We start from the raw sequence: 20,923 nt of genomic DNA, 5'->3' as shown, positions 1-20,923 counted from the left end.
GGGCCGCGGGGCGGTCGGGACCGGGTGGATCGGTGGGGCGTGGATCAGTAGGTGATGAGGACTTTGAGGTTGGTGGGGTCGGTCACGGGGGCGGTCAGGGCGGTCGCGGCCTCCGCCAGCGGATAGGTGCTGGTGATGATGGATCGGAGGTCCACGTTCCCGGAGGAGGCGAGTTCGATCGCAGTCGGGAACGCGTGGGCGTACCGGAAGGCGGTCACGAGGTCGATTTCGTAGCGCTGGAGGAAGCCGAGCGGGAGGCCGTCGACGGTGGGCCGGGCCTGGCCCACCACGGTGGCACGGGCTGCCGGTGCCAGGGTCTGGATGCCGTCGGCAAGAGCCCTCGTGTTGCCGGAGCATTCGATCAGCCGGTCCATGTTTGTCAGGTCCAGGGCCGTGGCTGCGGTGTTGATGGTGCGGGTGGCCCCGAACTTCGCTGCGGCCGCCAGGCGGTCGCCGTTGACGTCCGTGACCACTATTTCGGACGCGCCGCGTGCGGCCGCTACCTGGGCGACCAGCAGCCCGATGGGCCCTGCGCCGGTGATCAGCACGCGCTGGCCCTTTTCCACCTGGGCGCGTTCGACGGCCCAGACGGCGACGGCGAGGGGCTCGATTGCGGCCCCGATTTCGGCCGGGATGGTGTCCGGCAGCTGATGGAGGGCCGCTTCGGGAACCACTACGTGGCGGGCAAACAGGCCGTCCGTGGGCGGGGAGCCGAAGCATGTACCTGAGGGGCAAAGGTTGTAGCGCCCGGAAAGGCAGGTGGGGCACGTCCGGCAGGGGAGGGCCGGTTCGATGACGACGGCGGTGCCCGCGGCAATTCTTGCCCCGGTGCCGGCGGCGATGACTATTCCGGCGCCTTCGTGCCCGAGGACCGTGGGCTGGCGGAGGACGTTGGTGCCGTTGCGTCCGTCGGCGAAGTAGTGCATGTCCGAGCCGCAAATGCCGCCGGAGCGCATCTCGACCAGGACGTCGTTCGGGCCGAGGGCCTTGAGGGGTTTCTGCTCAATGCGGATGTCACGTGCGCCGTGCAGGACGGCGGCTTCGGTGGTGTGCGGCAGCGCCGGTAGATCCGGGCGGTGCATGGATTGCGCGGTCATTGGATGCTCCGGCTCTGTGCGGGAAGAAGGGCGGTTGACCCGGCCGCCGCCTGGGCGGCGGCCATGGGTCCTTGCTGGTGGATGATGTCGATCAGTTCACCCGTTCGGTGGATGAAGGCGTCGCGGGTGGCGAGTTCATCACCCAGGAGATGGAGCTGGCCGATGACCATACGGGCGAGCTCCCTGCCGGAGGCCGACCCTGCAGCGAGACTTTGCAGTGATTCCCTGGCGGAGTCTTGCATCTCATGGGCGTGAATGCCCGGGTTGAAGCCGTGCAGCGGCGCGATGCACGAAAGGTACGCCGCGGTGGTGAGGGCAAGATAGTGGGGCATGACACCGCCGTCCAGCAGTTGCAGCGCGGGGAGCGGTATCCGCTGGCGGAGCTTGACGGATCCGTCAGAGCCGACCTGGCTGGTCCGGTGCCCCAACGCCGAATTCCGCCACCGCGAGAAGAGCTGGGCTTCGTAGGCATCGACGTCGACGGCGGCCGGCACCGTCACGCTGGGCAGGTATTCCTGCCGCAGGATGGTCCGGGCCGCCGTCTCGATGTAGTCCAAAGCCGTGGAATCCGGAATCGTGGCAGCACCGGACAGCGCGCCGAGGTAGGCGATCAGTGAATGGGTGCCGTTCAGGAGCCTGACCTTGAGCTGCTCGTAGCCCGCGACGTCATCGGTGAAGATGGCGCCGCCTGCTTCCCAGGCCGGGCGGCCTGCAATGAAGTTGTCCTCAAGGATCCACATTGTGAACGGCTCCGCGGGGACGGGGATCCGGTCTGTGTAGCCGCGCCGCTGCGCCACGAGGTTGCGGTAGTGGTCGGTGGTGGCGGGCACGATTCTGTCCACCATGGAGGAAGGAAACGTCACGTTAGCGTCGATCCATTGAAGTGTCTCGGAGGCTTCGGCGGCCGGCAGCAGTGAGGTGAATTCGCGGACAAGCCGGCGGGTGTGGTGCCCGTTGTCGGCGAGGTTGTCGCAGCTAAGGATGGTGACCGGTTCGCCGTGCGTCCGGCAGCGCTGCTGGAGGCCGCGCACGATCTGGCCGATCGGCGTGCGGGGGGCCGCGGCTTGGGCCAGGTCGTGCTGTACATCGGCGTCAGCAACATTCAGCGAGCCGGTTGCGGGGCTGTAGGTGTAGCCGTTTTCCGTGACAGTGAGGGACACGATGCGGGTTGTAGCTGCGCCGATTTCCGCGACAACGCGTCCGGGGTTTTGCGCCGCGACGAAAGCATCCGAATGCACGCGCGGCGTGGAGAAGGTCGAGCCTTCGGGGGATATCTCCACGACCGTGTAGGTCATGTCCTGGGCGTGCATGGCGTCCGTGACCGCACTTGAGCGACTGGATACTCCGATGATGCCCCAGTCGCCGCCATGGGCGGTGATGGCGGCGTCAGTGTAGACGGCCTGGTGGGCGCGGTGGAAGTTGCCAAGGCCGAGGTGGACGATGCCGGGGGCAGGGGCTGAGGGTCGGCGCAGGATACCGGGGGTCCTCGCCGACAGTGGGGGAACAGGGGAGGAGGCCACGGTTACCAGTCCTTCATGGAGCCGTCGAGCTCCCGGGCGATGGGCAGGTACGCCTGTTTGTACGGGAACCGGGCGGCGGCCTGTTCGTCCACCTGCACGCCGAGGCCGGGTTCGTCGCCGGGGTGCAGGTAGCCGTCCTCGAAGCGGAAGCTGGACCGGAAGACCTCGGAGACCAGCGGGTCGTAGCCCATGTATTCCTGGATGGCGAAGTTGCTCGTGGCCAGGCCGAGGTGCAGCGAGGCGGAGAGGTTGATCGGGGAGACATCCGAGGGCCCGTGCGGGGCGCCCTTGATCTGGTAGACCTCGGCCAGGGCCAGGATCTTGCGGACGTGGGAGATGCCTCCGGCGTGGACCACGGCGGTGCGGATGAAGTCGATGAGCCGTTCGGTGATGAGCTGCTCACAGTCCCAGACGGTGTTGAAGACCTCGCCGATGGCCAGCGGGATGGTGGTCTGCTGCCGCAGCGTGCGGAGCAGCCGCTGGTTTTCGGCCGGGGTCACGTCTTCGAGCCAGAGCAGGTCCACGTCCTCCAAGGACCTGGCAAGGCGGGCCGCTTCGGTGGGGTTGAGCCGGTGATGGACGTCGTGGAGCAGTTTCAGCTCCGGGCCCACGTGCTCGCGCACAGCGGAGAGGATTTTCGGGGCGTGACGCAGGTAGGCAGAGGTGTCCCAGTCCTCTTCGACCGGTCCGGCGCCGCGCCCGGCCGGTTCGTAGCTGGCGGCACCCTTGGTGACGCCGTAGACCTTGTCCAGGCCGGGAACGCCCGACTGGGCGCGGACTGCTCGGAATCCCTGTTCGCGGCGCTGTTCCACGGAGTCCAGGAGTTCGGGGAGGTCCCAGCCGGTGGCGTGCGTGTAGGTGAGGATCTTGTCGCGGGCGGCGCCGCCGAGGAGCTGGTAAACGGGGACGCCCAGGGCCTTGCCCTTGATGTCCCACAGCGCCAGGTCGATGGCGCCGATAGCTGCCATGGTCACCGGCCCGCGCCGCCAGTAGGCGCCGCGGTAGAAGTACTGCCAGGTGTCTTCGATGCGGTCCGCATCGCGGCCAAGCAGGGCGGGGGCGAGATGATCGCGAAGGTAGCTGGCGACGGAGAGTTCGCGGCCGTTCAGCGTCGCGTCTCCCCAGCCGACGATGCCGTCGTCCGTGGTGATCTTGAGCGTGACGAAGTTGCGGCTGGGGCTGGTTACGAGGACGTCGACGTCGACGATTTTGCGGGTCATCTGGAAATCACTACATTCTTCAGCGGTTCGTTCGTGGACAGGCGCGTGATGTTGTCGGCGATCTCCAGGGCACGGCCGCGGAAGGTCTCTGCCGTGACACCGGAGGAGTGCGGGGTCATGATGATGTTGTCCAGGCGGCCGAACGGGAGCGCGGAGGGTTCGCCCCGCCCGTCGGATGCCGGATATTGGTACCAGACATCGACGGCGGCGCCGGCGATCCGCCGGTCCTTCAAGGCTTCGTAGAGCGCAGCTTCGTCGACCACGGGACCCCGGGCGACGTTGACGAGCTGTCCGTCCGGGCCCAGGTCATCTAGTTCGGAGGCGCCGACCAGTGCCGTGGTTTCGGCGGTGAGGGGGATGCTGATGACCAGGATGTCCGATTCGCTGAGTGCATCGCCGAGCCGGTCTGTGGTCCCGGCCCAGCGCAGCGAGTTCGCCCGGGCGTCCACGGTGCCGCTGCGGGTGATGGCGATGCCTTCGGAGCCGAAGGCCTGCAGCAGGTTCCAGGCGGCGCTGCCGATGTGGCCAAATCCGAGGAAAGTCACCACGGCTCCGCGGAGCGTTTCCGGCTGGCGGATCTCCGGGGAGTAGACCGAGGAGGCCCAGACCCCGGAGCGGAGGGCGGCGTCCTGGCCGAGCAGGTTTCGGCGGAGGGCCACGAGGACCGTGGCGATGTGTTCGGCGATGGAGCCTTCATGATGGAACGTATTGGCGCACGACGCTCCGGCCGGCAGTGCGTCGGCGTCGATGCCGTCGTAGCCTGCGCCGGCAACGTGCACGAGGCGGAGGTTGCGGGCCGCGGCTCCCATGGCGCCGGTGAAACGGGGGCCCACGTAGACGTCGGCGTCCTTGAGGTCGGTCAGGACGGCATGTTCATTCCAGCTGTCGTGCCAGGACGTGGCGGCGCCGGCGGGAAGGGCCGCCTCAAGTGTGGCCCGCTGAGGCATCAGGTTGGGGTCTGCGATAACGATTCTCATGGTTACTTTCCCTGGAGGGCTTGATCTGCGGTACGGGCGGCAAAGGTAGAGCCGCGCACTATGAGCTGTGAACTGAGGTGGACGGCCTCGGTGGCCGTGGGCTTTCCCGCCACCTGTTCGAGGAGGAGTTCGAGTGCGAGTGCGCCGCTTCGTTGGATCGGCACCCTCACCGACGTGAGGCCGGGCTCTGCCGCGGCTGCGATGTCCAGGTCATCGATACCCACGACGCTGATGTCCTCGGGGCAGTGGTAGCCGAGCGTCCGGGCGCCGGCGAGCATTCCAATTGCCACGAGGTCGTTGTAGGTAATCACCGCGGTGGCGCCGCTTGCGACGACGGATGCCGCCGCAGCAAGGCCGCCGTCGACCGTTGCGTTCTGGTTTCCCACGGTGACGAGTTCGATGCCCCACTCCTGGCAGAAGGTGCTGATGGCAGCGATGCGCTGACCATTCGCCCACGACGAAGCGGGGCCTGGGATGTAGGCAAGCTTGCGGTGGCCCAAGGCGTAGAGGTGCTCGACGGCCTGGCGCAGTCCTTCGCCCGCTTCCATCAGCACGCGGGCTGCGTGGTCCGCTTCCCCGTTGATCACGACCAGCGGTGCATTGCCCGCAAGCTGGTGGATCTGATCGGGGGGAAGACGCGGTGAGCAGAGGATGATGCCGTCCACACCGGTAGTCAGTGACGCAAGATGCTCGCGCTCCCGGGAGGAGGACTCGGCGGTGTCGGCCAGCACCATGCGGTGGCGGCCGTGCCACGCCTGATCCTGGATAGCCTTGATGAGGGCCGCGAAAACGGCGTTGGAGATATCCGGAACAATGACGCCGAACGTCCGGCTGCCCGTGAGTCCCGGGACGTCGTAGCCCAGCTGTTCAGCCGCCGCCATGACTCTCTGGCGGGTATCGGATGCCAGCCGGCCGGGATCGCTGAACGCCCGCGAGGCCGTTGCCAGGGACACGCCCGCCAGCTTCGCGACGTCCGTGAGTTTTGCCGACATCAGTCCTCCAGTTGCTTGGTTGAAACTCTTCCACCCCAGTATGGAAAAACTTGTACAAGTTTGTCAAGGACTTTCCATGAGTTGCGTCACAGATGGCCGGATTGCCCAGACGACACCGAGGGCCGCATCGTCGAAGAGAACACGCCGCAGGAGTTCGTCACAGAATGCAGGGCCGACCGGGCCCGGTCCTGAGCACGGCCCTGTGGGCGGCAGCCTCTAAACGCACGTTGGCGGAGTCGATCGATCTCGTGTGCCCGGGTGCCGTTGTGTCACCTCACCGACTGACCCATGCCGCCAGGAGCTCCATGATTCACGCTTCGCACTCCCACCGGGGGCCGATGATGCCCACCGTTCGGGCGTCAACCGAGCGGGCAGGAAGCGGTCAGCGCCTTCAACGAAAACCCTGGCGCCGCGCCTCCGGTCCGATCTCGGAAATGGCTCTCGAAAAGCATTGGCCGAATGAGGTCTGCGGACATGAGTATTGAATTAGGGTCAGCGAAGTCACGAGGGTGACAGGATGGCCATGCCAAGGGCCTGTCATTTTCAGCAGACCATTGTGCTGGTTGACAGAAGCCTGCGGCACGGCTGACGTTAGTTGGTGCGCACGACCCCATAAGCTGGTCCGCAGGCATAATCTACGAGAGAACGCTTTCTTCCAACGCCGGGGAGCTCATCATGGACACCGAATTCGCTGATGTCATCGATCATGACGTCACCACCATCACCTGCGTATGCGGCAATACCGTCAGCAAGGAGGGATTGATTCAGGCCAACTCACAAGGCACCCCCGTTCACATCGGCGGAAACACGCCAGTGCCCGCGGGGCTGGCTACGTGGCCTGAGGACGAGGATCTCTACACCCTGTGTCCCTCATGCGGCCGTGTTTACCATGACATGGTCATCGAAGAGACAGGGACCGCGCCCGTTGCTTTCCGAGTCGATATCACTGCTGGACCGATTGCAGAGGCAATCCGTGTCCACTGGGACCTCAACACGTAGCCCTGTGACCGTGTCCAGGATCAGTAACGGTATGCCGGGCACCGGTGCGGGGAACCTGGAGACCACCGCCTCCCAGGATCTGTACACGTTTCACCGTTCCGGCCGGCGGGCAGTCGCTGTATCTGGATCTTGGGACCTGCCCGCGCACGGTCTGCGGGAAGTTTGCGGTCCTTGACGGCTTGCCTCGAGCTTGGCATGGTGGAAATCGGATCGAGGAGGCGAGCACCATGCAAGAGAAGAGCTGGTCGGTGAACATCGTTATCGACGAACATGAAAACCAAACGCGGGCCACGGCGCGTTTGAGGGCCGAGAACCGGGCCGAACTGGAAGGTGTCGGGTTGGCCAGGCTGAATCCGGTAGATTCCGATGTCCCCGAGATCGGGGACGAGCTGGCGACCGCACGCGCCTTGGCGGACTTGGCGCATCAGCTGATCGAAGTCACCGCGGCCGATATCGAGAAAGTCACTAAAGAACCTCCGCATCTCCGCGCTTAGCCCTGCCATGCTGAGCGTTAGTCCTGCTGGCCGGCTGGAATCCCCGTGATGAACTCGGCGGCGCACTCGGCGATCATGATGGCCGGAGCGTTAGTGTTCCCGGTGGGCGCCAGCATGCCCACACGAGCCCTCGCACCTTCGCTCGACGTTTCCGCGACGAAACAGGCCTTCCGCCTCGGCAGTGGCTCATCAAGCAGCGCATTGACCGTGCCCACCACCTGCTCGAATCCAGCGAACTAACCGTCGACCAGATCGGGGTGACGTCGGCTTCGCCACCGCCGCCTCACTGCGCCAGCACTTCGCGACTGAACTCGGCGTCTCACCGGTCGCCTACCGCCGAACCTTCCAAGCCGCCCACGCATCCCCGATCGGCAAGTAGGAGTAAGAGATTGCGCCGATAGGCGGCCACCGACCTGAGGTAATCGCGGCGTGGCGGTGCTTTTAAAGCAGGCACAAGCCCTGTTAAACATGTGTTTGTCGAGAACGCATCGTTGAACAGGAAACTTGTGCCTGCCGTTAAATCTTGCATCATTGAACCCCTCTGGAGCCAATTCGAGGCGCTGATCCCGCCCGTGGCCGACGCCCACCCACTGGGGTGCCACCGGCCCCGGGTGCCGGACCGGATCGTCTTCGACAAACTTGTCCAGGTCCTCGTCCTCGGTGCCGCCTACGAGAAAGTCGCCGACACCAGCTGCTCGGCGACCACGATCCGCCGGCGCAGGGATGAATGGATGCAAGCCGGCATCTTTGAACAGCTCGAACAGATATGTCTGGACTCCTATGACCGGGTGGTCGGCATTGATTTCGATGACCTCGCCGTGGACGGGTGCATCGTCAAGGCACCCTGTGGCGGCGAAGCCGCCGGAAGGTCCCCGGTGGACCGCGGCAAACAGGGCACCAAACGCTCCCTGCTCGTTGATGGGAAAGGCATCCCGCTCCATACGGAAGTTGCACCAGCGAACCGCCATGACTCGCCCCTGCTGCGCCCCACCCTGGAGGGACTGTCCCGGTTCGGTTTTCACCTTCCCGAAGACATCACCGTGCACCTGGACGCCGGCTACGACTCGGCGAAAACCCGCGACCTGCTCACGGAACTTGGCTGCGACGCAGAGGTCGCTACCAAGGGAATCCCATCCCCGATCCAGGTCGGAAAACGGTGGGTCGTGGAGAGAACCAACTCCTGGCACAACCGCGGCTTCCGGAAGCTGGCCATCTGTACCGAGAAACGCGGAACAGTCATCCGGGCGTTCATCGCCCTGGCCAACGCCGTCATCATCCCGCGGCGACTCCTACGAGAAGCCTGGACCACGCACCGTTGGGACAGCCGCCCCAACCGCCGCCCCTGACCTATTGGCGCAATCTCTAAGCCTGAATCCACCGGTTGGGTTTGGGCCGGTCCGGCGTTTTAAACCGGAAATGCCCTTCTGATCAGGGAAAATAGGACTTGTCTAGAGTTCCGTTTTCGCCTTGCAGAGGAGCATTCCGTAGATGCAACTTTTCCATACCCCGTCGGCTATTTCCAGCGCTTTTGATGATCCGAATCTCGTGTCGGCCGCGGGGCTGGTCCCGGTCATGGGTCTGGCCGGGAAAACCGGGCTCGGGGAACTGGTCGATGAGCATCTGAAACTGCCGGACTATTTCGGTGCCAACGCGGGGTTGAAGGTCACGGCCCTGGTCGCCGGGATGGTTGCCGGCGCCGATTCCATCGATGATATGGGACTGCTGCGCCACGGTGGGATGGGGAAACTGTTCAAGGGCGCCTACGCGCCTTCGACGCTGGGCTCGTTTCTGCGGACGTTCACTTTCGGCCATGTCCGCCAGCTCGACGCGGGTCGCCTCCCGCTGGCTGCCCGCATTGGCCAGGGCCGCCCCGGTCACGGCCGGGATCGACGCTCTGGCACTGGTCGATATCGACGACACGGTCAAGGCGACCTACGGCTATCAGAAGCAGGGCGCCGGTTACGGGTACAACGGCGTCAAGGGCCTGAACGCGCTGATCGGGACCGTCACCACCAACGAGGCCGCACCGGTCATCACCGGGGCGCGGCTGCGCAAAGGCGCCACCAGTTCGGCGCGCGGGGCCGGCAAATTCGTGGCCGACACCCTCGCCACCGTGAATCGGCTGCGTTCGGCGGACGCGGACGGCATGGTGCTGCTGCGCGCGGACAGCGCGTTCTACAACCACGCGGTTGTCACCGCCGCGGCACGGGCCGGCGCGAAAGTCTCGATCACGGCCCGGATGGACCCGCACGTGAAGAAAGCCATCGCGAAGATCCCGGACTCCGCGTGGGAGAAGATCAAATACACCAATGCGATCTTCGACGAGGAATCCAACACCTGGATCTCCGATGCCGAGGTCGCCGAAATCGGGTTCACCGCGTTCATTTCCAAGAAAAAGGAAGACCGCGTTGCCGGCAGGCTGGTGGTCCGCAGGGTTCCGGAACTGAACCCCAAGGCCGTCACGGGTCAGGAAACCCTGTTCGACACCCACCGGTTTCACGCGTTCTTCACCACCGTCGCCGCAGACGTCCTGGACACCGTCAAGGCGGATAAGACCCACCGCGCCCACGCGGTGATCGAGCAGGTCCATTCCGATCTGCGCGCCGGTCCGCTGGCCCACCTACCCTCAGGAAAGTTCAACGCCAACGCCGCCTGGCTCGCCGCCGCGGCCATGGCGTTCAACCTCACCCGCGCCGCGGGCACCCTCGCCGGAGGGCATTTCGCCAAAGCCACCACCGTGACGATCCGGACCAAAATCATCAACGTCGCCGCCCGGACCGCATCTTCGGCCCGGCGTATCAGACTGCATCTGCCCGAAAACTGGCCGTGGCAGGACGGTTGGGAAAAGCTCTTCGACACGATCTTCCCGCCGCCCAAACCGGCCTGAACCCTGTCAATCCAGCCGATACGGCGCAACCGAAAGAAACAGTGGAACACCACCGGACAGCGAGGTCCTGCCATCCACCCTGCCCCCGGCCCGAAAACAAGACTGAATCAGAATCCGGCCATCAGCGACAGCCGACCGGTGGATTCAGGCTAAGGCGTCAGGGCACGCTGACGGCCAACGAGCAGTGGAGCCAAACCCCGGCCGGGTGAATCAGCAGACGACAAACCCCGGGCGTCCGGTCATGCGAGTTTCCGCGTTTCAGCCATGAGATGTCTGAAGGGCCCCCGTGGAGGCCGCGAACAAGGCCCTCGCGAAGGCCGGCATGGGCTGGGACCAGGTAGGCGCCGTCGACTCAACGAGGCGTTTGCCGAACCGCTGCTGCGTGGAACCAGCTGGCCGGCTTCGCCCTGGCGTCAGAGATTGAATGGCCCGTTTCGATGGGGTTGGGAGCCGTTGTGCTAAGTGCGGGATTGGCTGCGGCCCTGGCCTTCCTCAGCTCTTGGAACTCCAAGAGCGTCCCGGGGACGACAGCGCTGCGATGACAGTTATACGGGACAGCGACCAGGTGACGATGCCATATGCCAGATGGGGGATGATGTCGCTGGCCCGGTCAGTGTGAGACCAATGACCCTTTGCGCGAGTCTTCGGGAACGTCAAAACGCCACCCGAGTCAGACCTAGCAGTGGGGGCTAAATATGCGTATGCGCGGTCGAAGAGCTCCCCCAGGGGTTAGCTTGCTGAAGACTTTCCGCACCTCGACCCGCTCCAGTCAGTCGCCTTGTTGGACGGATGGCCGACCAACCTTCGTGCCGGGCCTCCCTCACCATGGAATCGAAGTCCGCGACCACCTGGCGTCGGCAGGCTGCGTGCGCGGCGGATCAAGCGCAGTGGACAAAAACTTTGTCGTTGGCGATTCTCTCCTGTCAGGAACCCGGGGGCGAGAGGGTCTGGCCAAGCGACATTGCTGACAGTGTCGCCCGTATCCTTGATAGATGAGTGACATCGCGCATTCAACCGTCACATTTGATGGCCGCTTCGCCCGGGAGTTCAAGGAGATGGCCATTCCTTGGCGCGCGGAGGAGGCTCCCGACCCGCACCTTCTGGTGCTCAACGAGCACCTCGCCACCGAGCTAGGTCTCGATCCGGCCTTTCTCCGGAGCCCTGAGGGTCTGCTTCTGCTGATCGGCAATGCCATCCCTGCGGAGGCCAGTCCGGTGGCGCAGGCCTACGCCGGCCACCAGTTTGGCTGGTACGCACCCCGTCTCGGCGACGGGCGCGCACTCCTGCTCGGCGAGATCGGGCACGCGGACGGGCAGCTCCGCGACATCCACCTCAAGGGATCAGGACGCACGCCGTTTGCGCGAAACGGCGACGGCCAGGCAGTGGTCGGTCCTATGCTGCGCGAATACATCGTGAGCGAGTCGATGCACGCGCTGAACATCCCCACCACACGATCCCTCGCCGTCGTCGCGACGGGGCGTTCCGTGCAGCGCGAGACGCTCCTGCCTGGCGCCGTTCTTACCCGGGTTGCCAGCAGCCACCTGCGTGTGGGCAGCTTCCAGTACGCCCGGTCCAAGGGCGACATCGGCCTCCTTCGCCGCCTCGCCGAATACGCACTAACCCGTCACCACCGGGCCGCCGCGGAGGCCGAGAACCGTTATCTCGCACTATTCCAAGCGGTCATATCAGCCCAGGCTTCACTGGTGGCCCAGTGGATGCTCGTAGGGTTCGTTCACGGGGTCATGAACACCGACAACATGACGATCTCGGGCGAAACCCTCGACTACGGGCCGTGTGCCTTCATGGAAGGCTTCGACCCCGCCGCCGTCTACAGTTCGATCGACGAGACCGGACGCTACGCCTACCGCAATCAGCCGGTGGTGGCGGAGTGGAACCTTGCCCGGCTCGCGGAGTCTCTCCTGCCTCTGCTCCACGATGACCAGGAGCAGGCGGTGGACCTCGCGGTGGAAGCACTCAGCGAGTTCCGCCGGCAGTACAGTGAAGCCTGGTCGGCAGGCATGAGGGCCAAACTGGGGTTCCGTGAAGGGCTCGACGATGAAGTGACCTCGCCTCTTGTGGACGAGCTTGTGGCTCTGATTCAGGAGTCACGGGCGGACTGCACATCGTTTTTCCGGCACCTCGGCAAAGCCGCCCGCGGCCAGGCTGAACCTGCGCGGGGCCAGGTTCTGGACCCGGCAGGGTTCGATGCCTGGGTAAGGCGCTGGCGCGCCTTGGCGCCGGATGCTGACGCCATGGACGGGGTCAACCCCGTCTACATCCCGCGGAACCACCTGGTGGAGGAGGCCCTGACTGCCGCTACCGCCGGGAACACGGGTCCGCTGGAACGGTTGATGGACGCGGTAGCCTCACCCTTCGACGAGCGGCCCGGTCTCGAGCATTACGCCGCTGCCGCCCCGGAAAGCTTCGGCCCTTACCGGACCTTCTGCGGAACCTGAGCCGCTGAGGCAGGTTGCGGCGGGAGTGCTCGAGCACATAGACGCGCTACAACCACGACTTTCCCCTCGCCCGGCTCCTCCAGGACGCGCTCGGGCTGCCCATTTTCGACGGCGGCAACATGGGTGTCCGGCGGCGCCAACTCCACAAACTGCTCGCGGCCCCCGGCTACGACCCGCTCGCGGCACCGTACGAATAACCCATGAATGCACGTCCGGGACAACTCAGCGAGACCGGCCGCCGTCGCAAACGGTCAATTCAGCCACATGCGGGAGTTGTCGCATCAAACGGAACTCCCGTATTTTCAACGCCGATAGCGGAACGTTTCGTCGCCCTGTCATCTAGGCAAGTCCAAGACGGTTTGCCTTCTGGCACCCCTCCAAGCCGCTCAGTGGTTTGGTGGTCGCGGAGGCCGACTGGAGACGAAGGGGTCGAAAAGGGGGTGTGTACACTGATGCTCCTATTGTTGTCAATGGTCACTGAGCCACGTGCAGCACAGGCTACCGGGGCCGGCTTCTCCAGCCTCAAGGGTCTGCGATCGCTGCGCGACGGCCTGCGGCCGCCTTTGACCCCGGAGCCTCCGCGGCCCCGGTCTTGTAGTCAGCGCACGGGGCGCGCCAAGGCCGCCCCCTGGCGCGCGGCGCTACGCCAAGATTCGGGCCGACCCGCAATGCGGAGTTTCTACGCTTTCAGGGGATTGAGAGTTGAGCCACGTTTCGTAGCGTTTGTGGAAGTCGTTGTCGTGGGTGAGTCCGCGTTCGAGGCGGGACAGTGCGGTGGGCCAGACGTGGAGGGCGTCTGCGGCTTGTTGAAGGGTCAGTTGCTTGGCTGTGCGTACCGTCCGGAGGGTTCCGGCGTCGGGGCCGGGGCGCGGGTGGAGAAGCTGGTCGTAGATTTCCCGGGCGACGTAGCGCTTGAGGCAGCGCATGATTTCCTTGGTGCTCTTGCCCTCCTGGTGTCGCCTGGCCACATAGTCCTTGGTCCTGCTGTCGTACCTCATTCGCACGAGGACCACGCGGTGGATGGCTTTGTTGGCCTGCCGGTCGCCTGCCCGGCTGAGCCGGTGCCGGGAGGTCTTTCCCGATGATGCGGGGATCGGGGCGACGCGGACCAGTGCGGCGAACTTCGCTTCGGTGGTGACGCGCTCGGGGTTGTCTCCCACGGTCACGAGGAGCTGGCTGGCGACGTCGGTGCCCACGCCCTGCAGATCGCGCAGCATGGGTGCGTGGAGGGCGAGGATGGCGTCGAGTTCGGCATCGATCAGTGCCAGCTCCTGGTGCAGGTGCCGGTAGCGGACGGCGAGCCGTTTCAGCACGGTCGCGGTGCTGGTCAGCGGCTCGGACGGCGCTCCGGCGGGCCGTGTCTTCTCCAGTGCGGCCATCAAAGCGGGACTGGTCATGGCCCGGTATCTGGCGCGGATGGTCTCCGGTGCTGTTACCAGGATCGCCCTGACCTGGGCCATCACGGCGACCCGGGCCCGCATTGCCGTGGCGCGCTCCGCGCGCAGCACCCGCAACGATTCCACCGCCCCGTCCCGGGATTTCGGGGTGGCGCCGGCGCGGCCGGCCAGCACCGATTCGGCGGCCTGATAGGCATCGATCGGATCGGATTTTCCCTGCAGCCGACGGGCCTGCCGGTTCGGGCGCATCACCTCCACGACGTGAATGCCCTCACGGACGAGCACGCGGGAGAGCTCGGCACCGTAGCTGCCGGTCCCTTCCACGCCCGCGGCGAGGACCGGACCGAACTCTGCGATGAACTCGATGATGCCCTGGTAGCCGGAGCCCGCGGCAGGGAATTCCCGGTCGGCCACGTGCCGGCCGGTATCGGTGATGAGGGCGACGTGGTGGGTATCGGCGTGGGTATCGATCCCGGCGATGACTTTCACATGTTCCTTTGCCATGATGAAACTGCCCTGACCTTTGCATGCGATGAGAAAAGGGCACGCCGGCCGGGTGGGCAGACAAGACAGTAATGGGACTCTTCGGAACAGGCTCCTATAAGGTCATGTCCACCTGGCCGCCGTTACTGCGGTCGTGCCGCGGCGGACAGATCAATGTCAAGACAAACCCCTCACAGGGCGTCAGCCACACTTGGAGCCACGCCGCGACACAACCAATTCCATCATTACTGTCCACGCTTTGGGCTTCGTATCGGGCCGGGTCGGAGCTACATGACTTGGTTGGATTGGGAGAGCGGGCCTGCCGGAACTTCAGTCACATGTTCTGAGAAGCCCGGGGCCGAAGAAAGCTACTGCCAGCCCGCCGATTAGTGTCGAGGCTGACGTCCAAGGACCATGGCCTCGGGTGCGTCGTCGACGCTCTGCTACGGCCGATCCATGTCGCACAGATGAACCGCAGTCGCCGGCAGGGAGAATCAACATTGTCGGTGCCGCTTGCGACCATGGGAAGTGACAAATTAGCGGCCGGTGCATGAAGGAGTTGGCAAGGATCGTGATCGATTTCATCAGGTCCTGGATGGAACTGGGGAAGGGGTGGCGCTCGAAAGCCGACGCCCCCTATCAGGTGACTGCATCGGTGCTGGCCGTGCTGACCATTGCGGCCATCGCTGCGGACAAGACTCCGGCAGCGATTGTGTCGGTGCTGTTTGCCGCAACCGGGTGGCGGAGTGGGTCCGAATGGCTGATCACGTCGGCGCCACCATTCCTCGAGTTCCATGATCAGGGACTTTCGCACGCAGCTGCGTATGCGTTCTTCTTCGCCGTTGGAATCCTTTGGGTGCTGCCGGTGATCCGAAACCGCCTTGATGTCGTCGACACTTTCTATGATTCGGCGCGGTTGGTGTGGAGCCGGGCGGCAGCATCGTGCTGGCTCATCCTTCTGTTCGCGGCGCAGACCGGGAACGTCCAAGTCTTCTTGGGCAGGATCGTCTCCGAAACAGGTACGACGGTGGCGAGCGTTCTGGGCTGGGCGCTGGGCTCTGTCGCCGTGGTTTGGCTGTTCGGCTTGCGGTTCGCTTTTCTCGCCTCACTCGGATCGCTGCTCGCGCAAGTGTTGACCGCTGGCTTCAATGCCGGCGCCAATGTCGGCCTTGCCATACTCGCCGTGCCGGTCTCTGTGCCATGGGCGGTGTGCTCATGGCTGTTCACCACCGAATCCCAGGCTTCCATCGAAGCCGAGGAAGAATCCGCAAGGATCCGACCGGAGAACTCCTTGGTGGCGAGTGGCGCCATCCCAATCACCAGGGCGACGGCCCCGAATTTTGGCCAACGCTAATACCTCTTGAGGAACTGCCGTGAACGACAAGCAATCTGTGCACGGGATTTCGTTCGTTCCCGTGGGTCAAAGCGGCACCTAAGTACTTGACGTACGTGGTGTACGTGGGATGATAGGAGACATGAGCACCCCCACGCACGAGACCCTCGGCGGCCGCACCTACGGGTTTACGCAGGCGCGGGATTCGTTGAAGGCAATCCTTGATTCCAGCGAGCGGGGAGGGCTGTCCACGATCCGCCGCCCCGACCGCGCCCCGGCCGCCGTCGTCAACGGTGAGAGCCTGCGCCGGTATCTGGAATTGACGGTCGTGGCGAATGTTCAGGTCGTGCACGAGGACGGCGCCTGGGCGGTCTTCATGCCGGGGCGGCCATTTGCCGCCGAGGCCACGGAGCTAGGGGAGGCCCTGGCGGACTTTGTGGATGCGTTGCGCGACTACGCCGCGGATTGGGAAGACCACTTGCATGCCGCGCCCAACCACCGCGAGAACTGGGCGCTGGTCCAGCTCATCGACCTGTCCACCGATGAGCAGTTGACCGCCTGGCTCACCGGCTCCGTCGCGTGAGCGTCCGCCGCCTGGGTGGACGGGACGACCACGAGAAGTTCTGTCTGACCGAGCACTGGGAGTTGGTGGTCAATGCCCGGGGGAAGCCGGTGCAGCACCACGCAACCTACCGGCTGGTTCTGCCCGACGGGAGGATCCTCCGGACCCGGATTTCACGGCCGGTGAACCGGACCACGTATTCGCCCTCGATTTGGAACCACATTCTCCAAGACCAGCTCGTGGTCGGCGACGATGAGTTCCGGTCCTGCGTAGATGACGGTGTACTGCCGGCCCGCGGAACGGCACGTGTGCCCGCCACGGCCCTTCCCCTGGCACTGGTCTGGCAGCTCACCCACACCGTCGGGCTTGACGAGAGAGAGGTTGCGCGGATGACGAAGGAGCAGGCCGTGCAGGCCATCAATGACTACTGGATGTCCCAAGGGAGCGGAACGGGCGGCTGACGCCTCGGCCTGGTCGGGCGGTCGGGCCTGCTCTGCGTCCGCTACCCATCCACTGGGTGCCATTGCAATTCTGCGATGGGGCAGAGCTGCATACGGGAATTTCGCCATCACCCAGCGGTCACGCTTAGCCTCACCACCGTTCAGTTAAGGTTTTTGAATTTTGATTTTGGGATCGTGTTCGGGCTGCTGATGGTGGGCGTGGCGGGAACGTTTGCGGAGCCGACCCTGTTGGGCGTGCCGTGAAAGCCCCAACGCTGCTGAAGGCCGCCGCTTTCCGTGCGGTGGCACATAAAAAACGCACGCCGGAGCTTCCGCATGCACGTTGGGCTACGTGGGCAAGGCGCAAGTCGCTGAACGGCACCAAGATTTGCGCAAAGATTCGGAAATATGAGGTTCTGCCGACCACAATGGTAGCTGGGACCGGACGTTGGATTGGCCCGGGGACTAACCGGATTGCTGCCAACACTGCTCGTCGCGGCAGGACAAAGCGCGCCGTCGTTCACTGGCCGGTCCGCTCGAGATTCCAGACCGTCGACAGCTGTAGTGTTGCTGGATGGAAAGAACAGGGATTGCCCGGCCATGCCAGATTGCCAAAGGCCGGCGGAGGTGAAGGACGTCTCGTATCCGCACCTGCGGCTCGACCGAGATGCACTCGATCACAACATCGCAGTCATGGCCGACTGGTGTGAGAGCAGGAATGTGCTGCTCGCCCCGCACGTCAAAACGACCATGTCTGCCCCGATTGTTAGACGCCAAGCGGACGCGGGCGCGGAAGGGGTCACCGTTGCCACCGTTGACCAGGCCGGCACGCTTCTCGACTGGGGTTATCGCAACATCCTCATCGCCAATCAGGTGGTTGACCGCCACGGGCTCAACCGTATTCAAGCGTGGCTCACGGAGGATCCGGCTCGGCAGATCCGTATTTTCGTGGATTCCAAGGAAGGAGTCACCGCTGCCGCCAGCGTCTTCGGCACTTCTGCCGTTGCCCTGGAAGTTCTCCTGGACGTAGGCGCCCAGGGAGGCCGGACCGGGGTAAGAAGCCTCCGCGCGGCCCGGTCTCTTGCCGAACTGGTCGGCTCAACTGACGGACTGCGCCTCATCGGTGTAGCAGGCTACGAAGGTGTGGTTGCCAACAGCCGTGACAAAGAGATCGTGGCCGCCGTCGATGATCACTGCCGGAAGGTGCGAGACGTATACCTCTCCGTCGCGGACTTGTTCGACACGCCGACGCCGGTCTACTCCATGGGCGGTTCCGCGTTCCCCGACCGCGTTATCGAGTTCCTTCCCACAGACTCCGACGTGCCCGGCACTGTCCGGTTGCTGCGCTCGGGCTGCTATGCGACGCACGACCACGGCACCTACGCGGGCGTCAGCCCCGTCCCCGGGCTCATCCCCGCACTCGCGGTCCGGGCGGTGGTGCTGTCCGCCCCGGAGGACGGCATGGTCATCGTTGGTGCAGGCAAACGCGACCTGCCCTACGACGCCGGCCTACCACCCCTGCTGACAGTTCGGACCGCGGACGGCGCCATCAAACCAGACGCGACCGGCTGCGTCGCAAAACTCTTTGACCACCATGCCGTCCTGACCGGGGCCACGGGAATCAACGTGACCGATATCGTGGAGTTTGGCATCTCTCATCCCTGCTCCGCGTTCGATCGGTGGCCCGAATACATCGTCACTGACAACACTGGTAAGACGGACGTGTGGCACACCGACTTCCACCGGGAATCGATACAGCAAACCATAATCGAGAACTAGAGCCAGCGGGCCCTCCATGCGGTCCTCCGCCAAGCTGCGGGAGTATCATGCGTAGAACAGCGCCAACGGCGGATGCTGCCATGGCGCATCGGACCCGCAGAACGGTGGTGGTGTTGTGTCCTGGACACACGTAACTGATGTTGTGCAGCTCAATGAGGCGCTGGCGTCGGGCGCCACGGAAATAGAAATCTCCGGCACGCTGAAGGGAATGGCCTCGGTGACCCTGCCGCCCGGGGTGGCTCTGCGCGGCGGCGAGCTGGTCTTCGGGGCCAAGGGCCTGCGGCTGACCAGCAACAACACCCTGGAGAACGTCACGGTGCGAACCTCGGCGCACGAACTCGCCATCTACAACGACCACACCGTGGCGGACCTGGGCACGCTGCGGCTGGCCAACGTCACCAGCTACGGCCAGGTCTACCTCAGCGCGGAGGGCAGCATCCGCGCCGGCCGCATCGAGGCCGACGGCGTGCACGTGGCCGAGGCGGACACCCGGGGGCGGGCGGACCGGCCCACCGGGTTCGGCGTCGAGGCGCTGCAGGGCGCCTTCACCCTCTGGAACCGGCAGCCGGACACCGCCGTCGTGCTCACCGCACGGCTGGAGAACATCTCCGCGGGCAGCGCCGGGGCCCCGGTGCGCGGCGGCGGCGTGTTTGTCGGCGGGCACGGGGATAAAGCCGGCAAGGCCGACGGCGGCGCCGTCACGCTCGAGCTGCTCTCCACCGGGAACGTCTTCTCCGACGGCGGCGCGTCACCCTCGAGCTGCTCTCCACCGGGAACGTCTTCTCCGACGGCGGCATCGCCCCGGGCACCCCGGACCTGATCAGCGGCGGCGTCTTCATCATCAGCGGCGCCAATGCCGCGGAGGTGGTGAACCTGGGCACCACCACCACGTTCGGCCAGAACGACATGGTGCTGGACAACTGGGGTGCGGTGGAGAACTGGACGGCCAAGGCGAAGGTCACCTCGCACGGCCCCAGCGGCATAGGCTTCGTCAACTTTGGCGACATCGGCGTGCTCACGGTGGAGGCACCCATCGAAACCACCGGCCTGGGTGCCCGCGGATTCAACGTCTATGACGGCTCCTTGAACGAGGCCGTCTTCGACTCGATCACCACCCACGGGGACGGGTCCGTGGGGGTGCAGGTCAGCCGCGAACTGCCCAAGCTGACCGTCAAGGGCTCCCTGTCCACCTCCGGGGGCAGCGGCGAAAGCCTGGTCAAGGGCGTCCTGATGCCGCTGGCGGCCATCGCCCTGAGCGTGAAGCCCACCGGGCGCATCGGCTCCGTGGACATCGGGGCGGACATCTCCACCGACGGCGACGGGCTGGCCACTGTGGATCTGGAGGGGCCAGTCGGATCGCTGGCCGTGGGCGGCAAGATCATCGCCAACGGCGCCGGCGCCACTGCGGTGCGGATTGCCGGCGTGGCGGGGCCAAGCCTGGACGGCCTGGTGCTGCAGGCCCCCAACGGCCGGGACCTGGCCACCGGATGAGGCACGGGAACGGCAAAGGCGGCGCGTGCCCTTCCAGCTGGAAGGGCACGGGCCGCGACACTTTTGCGCCTCAGCTGTTGAGAGCTAGAAGAGCGTAAGCCTGCCGGGGTACCAGCAGATCGAAGCTCAAGGTTTCGGCGTAGTCGGGCCGTGCCTCTTCGGTGTGGCTGCGCCTGCCACCCGTCCATGTGGAGGGAGCTGGCTGACCACGGTGCGGGGCACGCCTGGCGCCTCCGTCAGCTCTGTGACGGTCAGGGGCCCGCGCACAGTTGTCACAGCAGGTGAAAGCGGGTGGTTCGGCGAGCATCCGCAGTGGTTCGCTGGCGGCCGCCAAAGCTCGGAAGGCAGCCGCGAGGGAAGCCGCGTAGGCCCGGAGTGTGGGAGTGGTCAGGGGTTGGCGCCCGGGGTGAAGTAATTGTGGGTGTCCAGGTACCTTATCTTGGGTGGGCCGGGGAACCCTGCCTCGGCGGTGAAGGGTCCGATCTGCTCTTTCGCGAAGGTGTCGTAGAGCTCCCTCGTCTGCCAGAGGTCCGTGACGAGGATCCCGTCGTCGGTAGCCGCCACCCAGTGTCCGAGGGCGCCGGCGGGCGCCGGCCCTCCCGGGGTGAGGCCCATTTTGCCGATTACCTGGTCGTATTGCTCCAAAGTGGCTCCGGCAAATTCCATGATGACTGCGACGGCCATGTCCCTCTCCTTACAGGAGGCAGGCCGCAGGGCAGCGGCCCGCAATTGATTTGATACGGCATGGTCTACGCTCAACCACTGGGTTCGTCAACAGATGCCGGAATGCCAGCTG

Annotated in this window: 17 protein-coding genes and 3 pseudogenes; 13 read left to right on the top strand and 7 right to left on the bottom strand. The window is 65.1% G+C overall.

Going from position 1 to position 20,923, the window contains the following annotated elements:
• Nucleotides 1-44: 44 nt before the first annotated feature.
• The 5 genes from ACVWZ8_RS20415 to ACVWZ8_RS20395 are packed head-to-tail and all read right to left on the bottom strand — an operon-like array spanning nt 45 to nt 5,806.
• On the bottom strand, nt 45-1,097 hold the full coding sequence (locus tag ACVWZ8_RS20415) for an NAD(P)-dependent alcohol dehydrogenase (RefSeq protein WP_426977374.1): 1,053 nt from the start codon (nt 1,095-1,097) through the stop codon (nt 45-47).
• Entirely contained in the window at nt 1,094-2,617 is a 1,524-nt protein-coding gene (locus ACVWZ8_RS20410; protein WP_456505654.1) for a mannitol dehydrogenase family protein, read from the bottom strand. Before ACVWZ8_RS20410 ends, ACVWZ8_RS20415 begins: the two co-directional genes overlap by 4 nt.
• A gap of 2 nt (nt 2,618-2,619) precedes the next feature.
• Entirely contained in the window at nt 2,620-3,837 is a 1,218-nt protein-coding gene (gene manD / locus ACVWZ8_RS20405) for a D-mannonate dehydratase ManD (RefSeq protein ID WP_426977377.1), read from the bottom strand.
• Nucleotides 3,834-4,814, bottom strand: coding sequence for a 2-hydroxyacid dehydrogenase (locus tag ACVWZ8_RS20400; protein ID WP_426977379.1), 981 nt, complete (start codon nt 4,812-4,814; stop codon nt 3,834-3,836). The genes manD and ACVWZ8_RS20400 overlap by 4 nt, the downstream gene beginning before the upstream one ends.
• Nucleotides 4,815-4,816: 2 nt before the next feature.
• A complete protein-coding gene (locus ACVWZ8_RS20395; RefSeq protein ID WP_456505653.1) occupies nt 4,817-5,806 on the bottom strand; it encodes a LacI family DNA-binding transcriptional regulator in 990 nt (329 codons plus the stop codon).
• A 675-nt stretch (nt 5,807-6,481) separates the two neighbouring features.
• Between ACVWZ8_RS20395 and ACVWZ8_RS20390 the strand changes: the two genes are divergently transcribed.
• The 7 genes and pseudogenes from ACVWZ8_RS20390 (at nt 6,482) to ACVWZ8_RS20360 (ending at nt 12,642) form a co-directional block, all read left to right on the top strand.
• A complete protein-coding gene (locus ACVWZ8_RS20390) occupies nt 6,482-6,805 on the top strand; it encodes a hypothetical protein (protein ID WP_426977382.1) in 324 nt (107 codons plus the stop codon).
• Between the two features lie 227 nt (nt 6,806-7,032).
• Nucleotides 7,033-7,299, top strand: coding sequence for a DUF1876 domain-containing protein (locus tag ACVWZ8_RS20385; RefSeq protein ID WP_426977384.1), 267 nt, complete (start codon nt 7,033-7,035; stop codon nt 7,297-7,299).
• 173 nt (nt 7,300-7,472) lie between these two features.
• Nucleotides 7,473-7,700 (top strand): annotated as a pseudogene (locus ACVWZ8_RS20380) (hypothetical protein); the annotation flags it as partial.
• 105 nt (nt 7,701-7,805) lie between these two features.
• Nucleotides 7,806-8,645 carry an IS5 family transposase gene (locus tag ACVWZ8_RS20375; protein WP_456505652.1) on the top strand — a complete coding sequence of 280 codons (840 nt, stop codon included), beginning with the start codon at nt 7,806-7,808 and terminating at the stop codon, nt 8,643-8,645.
• 142 nt (nt 8,646-8,787) lie between these two features.
• Nucleotides 8,788-10,186, top strand: a pseudogene (locus tag ACVWZ8_RS20370) (IS1380 family transposase).
• Nucleotides 10,187-10,466: 280 nt separating this feature from the next.
• A pseudogene (locus ACVWZ8_RS20365) lies at nt 10,467-10,594 on the top strand (3-oxoadipyl-CoA thiolase); the annotation flags it as partial.
• A gap of 584 nt (nt 10,595-11,178) precedes the next feature.
• Complete coding sequence (locus ACVWZ8_RS20360; protein WP_456505651.1) at nt 11,179-12,642, top strand: protein adenylyltransferase SelO; 1,464 nt, start codon at nt 11,179-11,181, stop codon at nt 12,640-12,642.
• 641 nt (nt 12,643-13,283) lie between these two features.
• On the opposite strand, the gene ACVWZ8_RS20355 is transcribed toward ACVWZ8_RS20360, so the two are convergent.
• The gene (locus ACVWZ8_RS20355; RefSeq protein ID WP_456505650.1) at nt 13,284-14,543 is read right to left on the bottom strand and encodes an IS110 family RNA-guided transposase; all 1,260 of its coding nucleotides are present in this window, start codon (nt 14,541-14,543) and stop codon (nt 13,284-13,286) included.
• 550 nt (nt 14,544-15,093) lie between these two features.
• Here ACVWZ8_RS20355 and ACVWZ8_RS20350 point away from each other — a divergent pair.
• The 6 genes from ACVWZ8_RS20350 (at nt 15,094) to ACVWZ8_RS20325 (ending at nt 20,127) form a co-directional block, all read left to right on the top strand.
• Nucleotides 15,094-15,876 carry a hypothetical protein gene (locus ACVWZ8_RS20350; protein ID WP_456505649.1) on the top strand — a complete coding sequence of 261 codons (783 nt, stop codon included), beginning with the start codon at nt 15,094-15,096 and terminating at the stop codon, nt 15,874-15,876.
• A 121-nt stretch (nt 15,877-15,997) separates the two neighbouring features.
• Complete coding sequence (locus ACVWZ8_RS20345; protein WP_456505648.1) at nt 15,998-16,438, top strand: hypothetical protein; 441 nt, start codon at nt 15,998-16,000, stop codon at nt 16,436-16,438.
• Nucleotides 16,435-16,878: a cytotoxic translational repressor of toxin-antitoxin stability system gene (locus tag ACVWZ8_RS20340; RefSeq protein ID WP_456505647.1), complete on the top strand. Its 444-nt coding sequence runs from the start codon at nt 16,435-16,437 to the stop codon at nt 16,876-16,878. Before ACVWZ8_RS20345 ends, ACVWZ8_RS20340 begins: the two co-directional genes overlap by 4 nt.
• 606 nt (nt 16,879-17,484) lie before the next feature.
• Complete coding sequence (locus tag ACVWZ8_RS20335) at nt 17,485-18,636, top strand: alanine racemase (protein WP_456505646.1); 1,152 nt, start codon at nt 17,485-17,487, stop codon at nt 18,634-18,636.
• 142 nt (nt 18,637-18,778) lie between these two features.
• Nucleotides 18,779-19,456 (top strand): hypothetical protein, encoded by a 678-nt coding sequence (locus ACVWZ8_RS20330; RefSeq protein ID WP_456505645.1) that lies wholly within the window; start codon nt 18,779-18,781, stop codon nt 19,454-19,456.
• A 44-nt stretch (nt 19,457-19,500) separates the two neighbouring features.
• Nucleotides 19,501-20,127, top strand: a complete 627-nt coding sequence (locus ACVWZ8_RS20325) for a hypothetical protein (protein WP_456505644.1) — start codon at nt 19,501-19,503, stop codon at nt 20,125-20,127.
• Nucleotides 20,128-20,514: 387 nt separating this feature from the next.
• Here ACVWZ8_RS20325 and ACVWZ8_RS20320 read toward each other — a convergent pair whose 3' ends face one another.
• Nucleotides 20,515-20,811 carry a hypothetical protein gene (locus ACVWZ8_RS20320; RefSeq protein ID WP_426977410.1) on the bottom strand — a complete coding sequence of 99 codons (297 nt, stop codon included), beginning with the start codon at nt 20,809-20,811 and terminating at the stop codon, nt 20,515-20,517.
• Nucleotides 20,812-20,923: the final 112 nt, after the last annotated feature.

The organism is Arthrobacter sp. UYCu723 (genome assembly GCF_054059215.1).
The sequence above is the reverse complement of the archived record's forward strand: the minus strand, read 5'-3'. Positions and strand labels throughout refer to the sequence as shown.

What these genes read in the sequence shown, in the direction of transcription:
- ACVWZ8_RS20415 (WP_426977374.1), bottom strand. Translation starts at nt 1,097, where the DNA reads ATGACCGCGCAATCCATGCACCGCCCGGATCTACCGGCGCTGCCGCAC.
- manD (WP_426977377.1), bottom strand. Translation starts at nt 3,837, where the DNA reads ATGACCCGCAAAATCGTCGACGTCGACGTCCTCGTAACCAGCCCCAGC.
- ACVWZ8_RS20400 (WP_426977379.1), bottom strand. Translation starts at nt 4,814, where the DNA reads ATGAGAATCGTTATCGCAGACCCCAACCTGATGCCTCAGCGGGCCACA.
- ACVWZ8_RS20395 (WP_456505653.1), bottom strand. Translation starts at nt 5,806, where the DNA reads ATGTCGGCAAAACTCACGGACGTCGCGAAGCTGGCGGGCGTGTCCCTG.
- ACVWZ8_RS20390 (WP_426977382.1), top strand. Translation starts at nt 6,482, where the DNA reads ATGGACACCGAATTCGCTGATGTCATCGATCATGACGTCACCACCATC.
- ACVWZ8_RS20385 (WP_426977384.1), top strand. Translation starts at nt 7,033, where the DNA reads ATGCAAGAGAAGAGCTGGTCGGTGAACATCGTTATCGACGAACATGAA.
- ACVWZ8_RS20360 (WP_456505651.1), top strand. Translation starts at nt 11,179, where the DNA reads ATGAGTGACATCGCGCATTCAACCGTCACATTTGATGGCCGCTTCGCC.
- ACVWZ8_RS20355 (WP_456505650.1), bottom strand. Translation starts at nt 14,543, where the DNA reads ATGGCAAAGGAACATGTGAAAGTCATCGCCGGGATCGATACCCACGCC.
- ACVWZ8_RS20345 (WP_456505648.1), top strand. Translation starts at nt 15,998, where the DNA reads ATGAGCACCCCCACGCACGAGACCCTCGGCGGCCGCACCTACGGGTTT.
- ACVWZ8_RS20320 (WP_426977410.1), bottom strand. Translation starts at nt 20,811, where the DNA reads ATGGCCGTCGCAGTCATCATGGAATTTGCCGGAGCCACTTTGGAGCAA.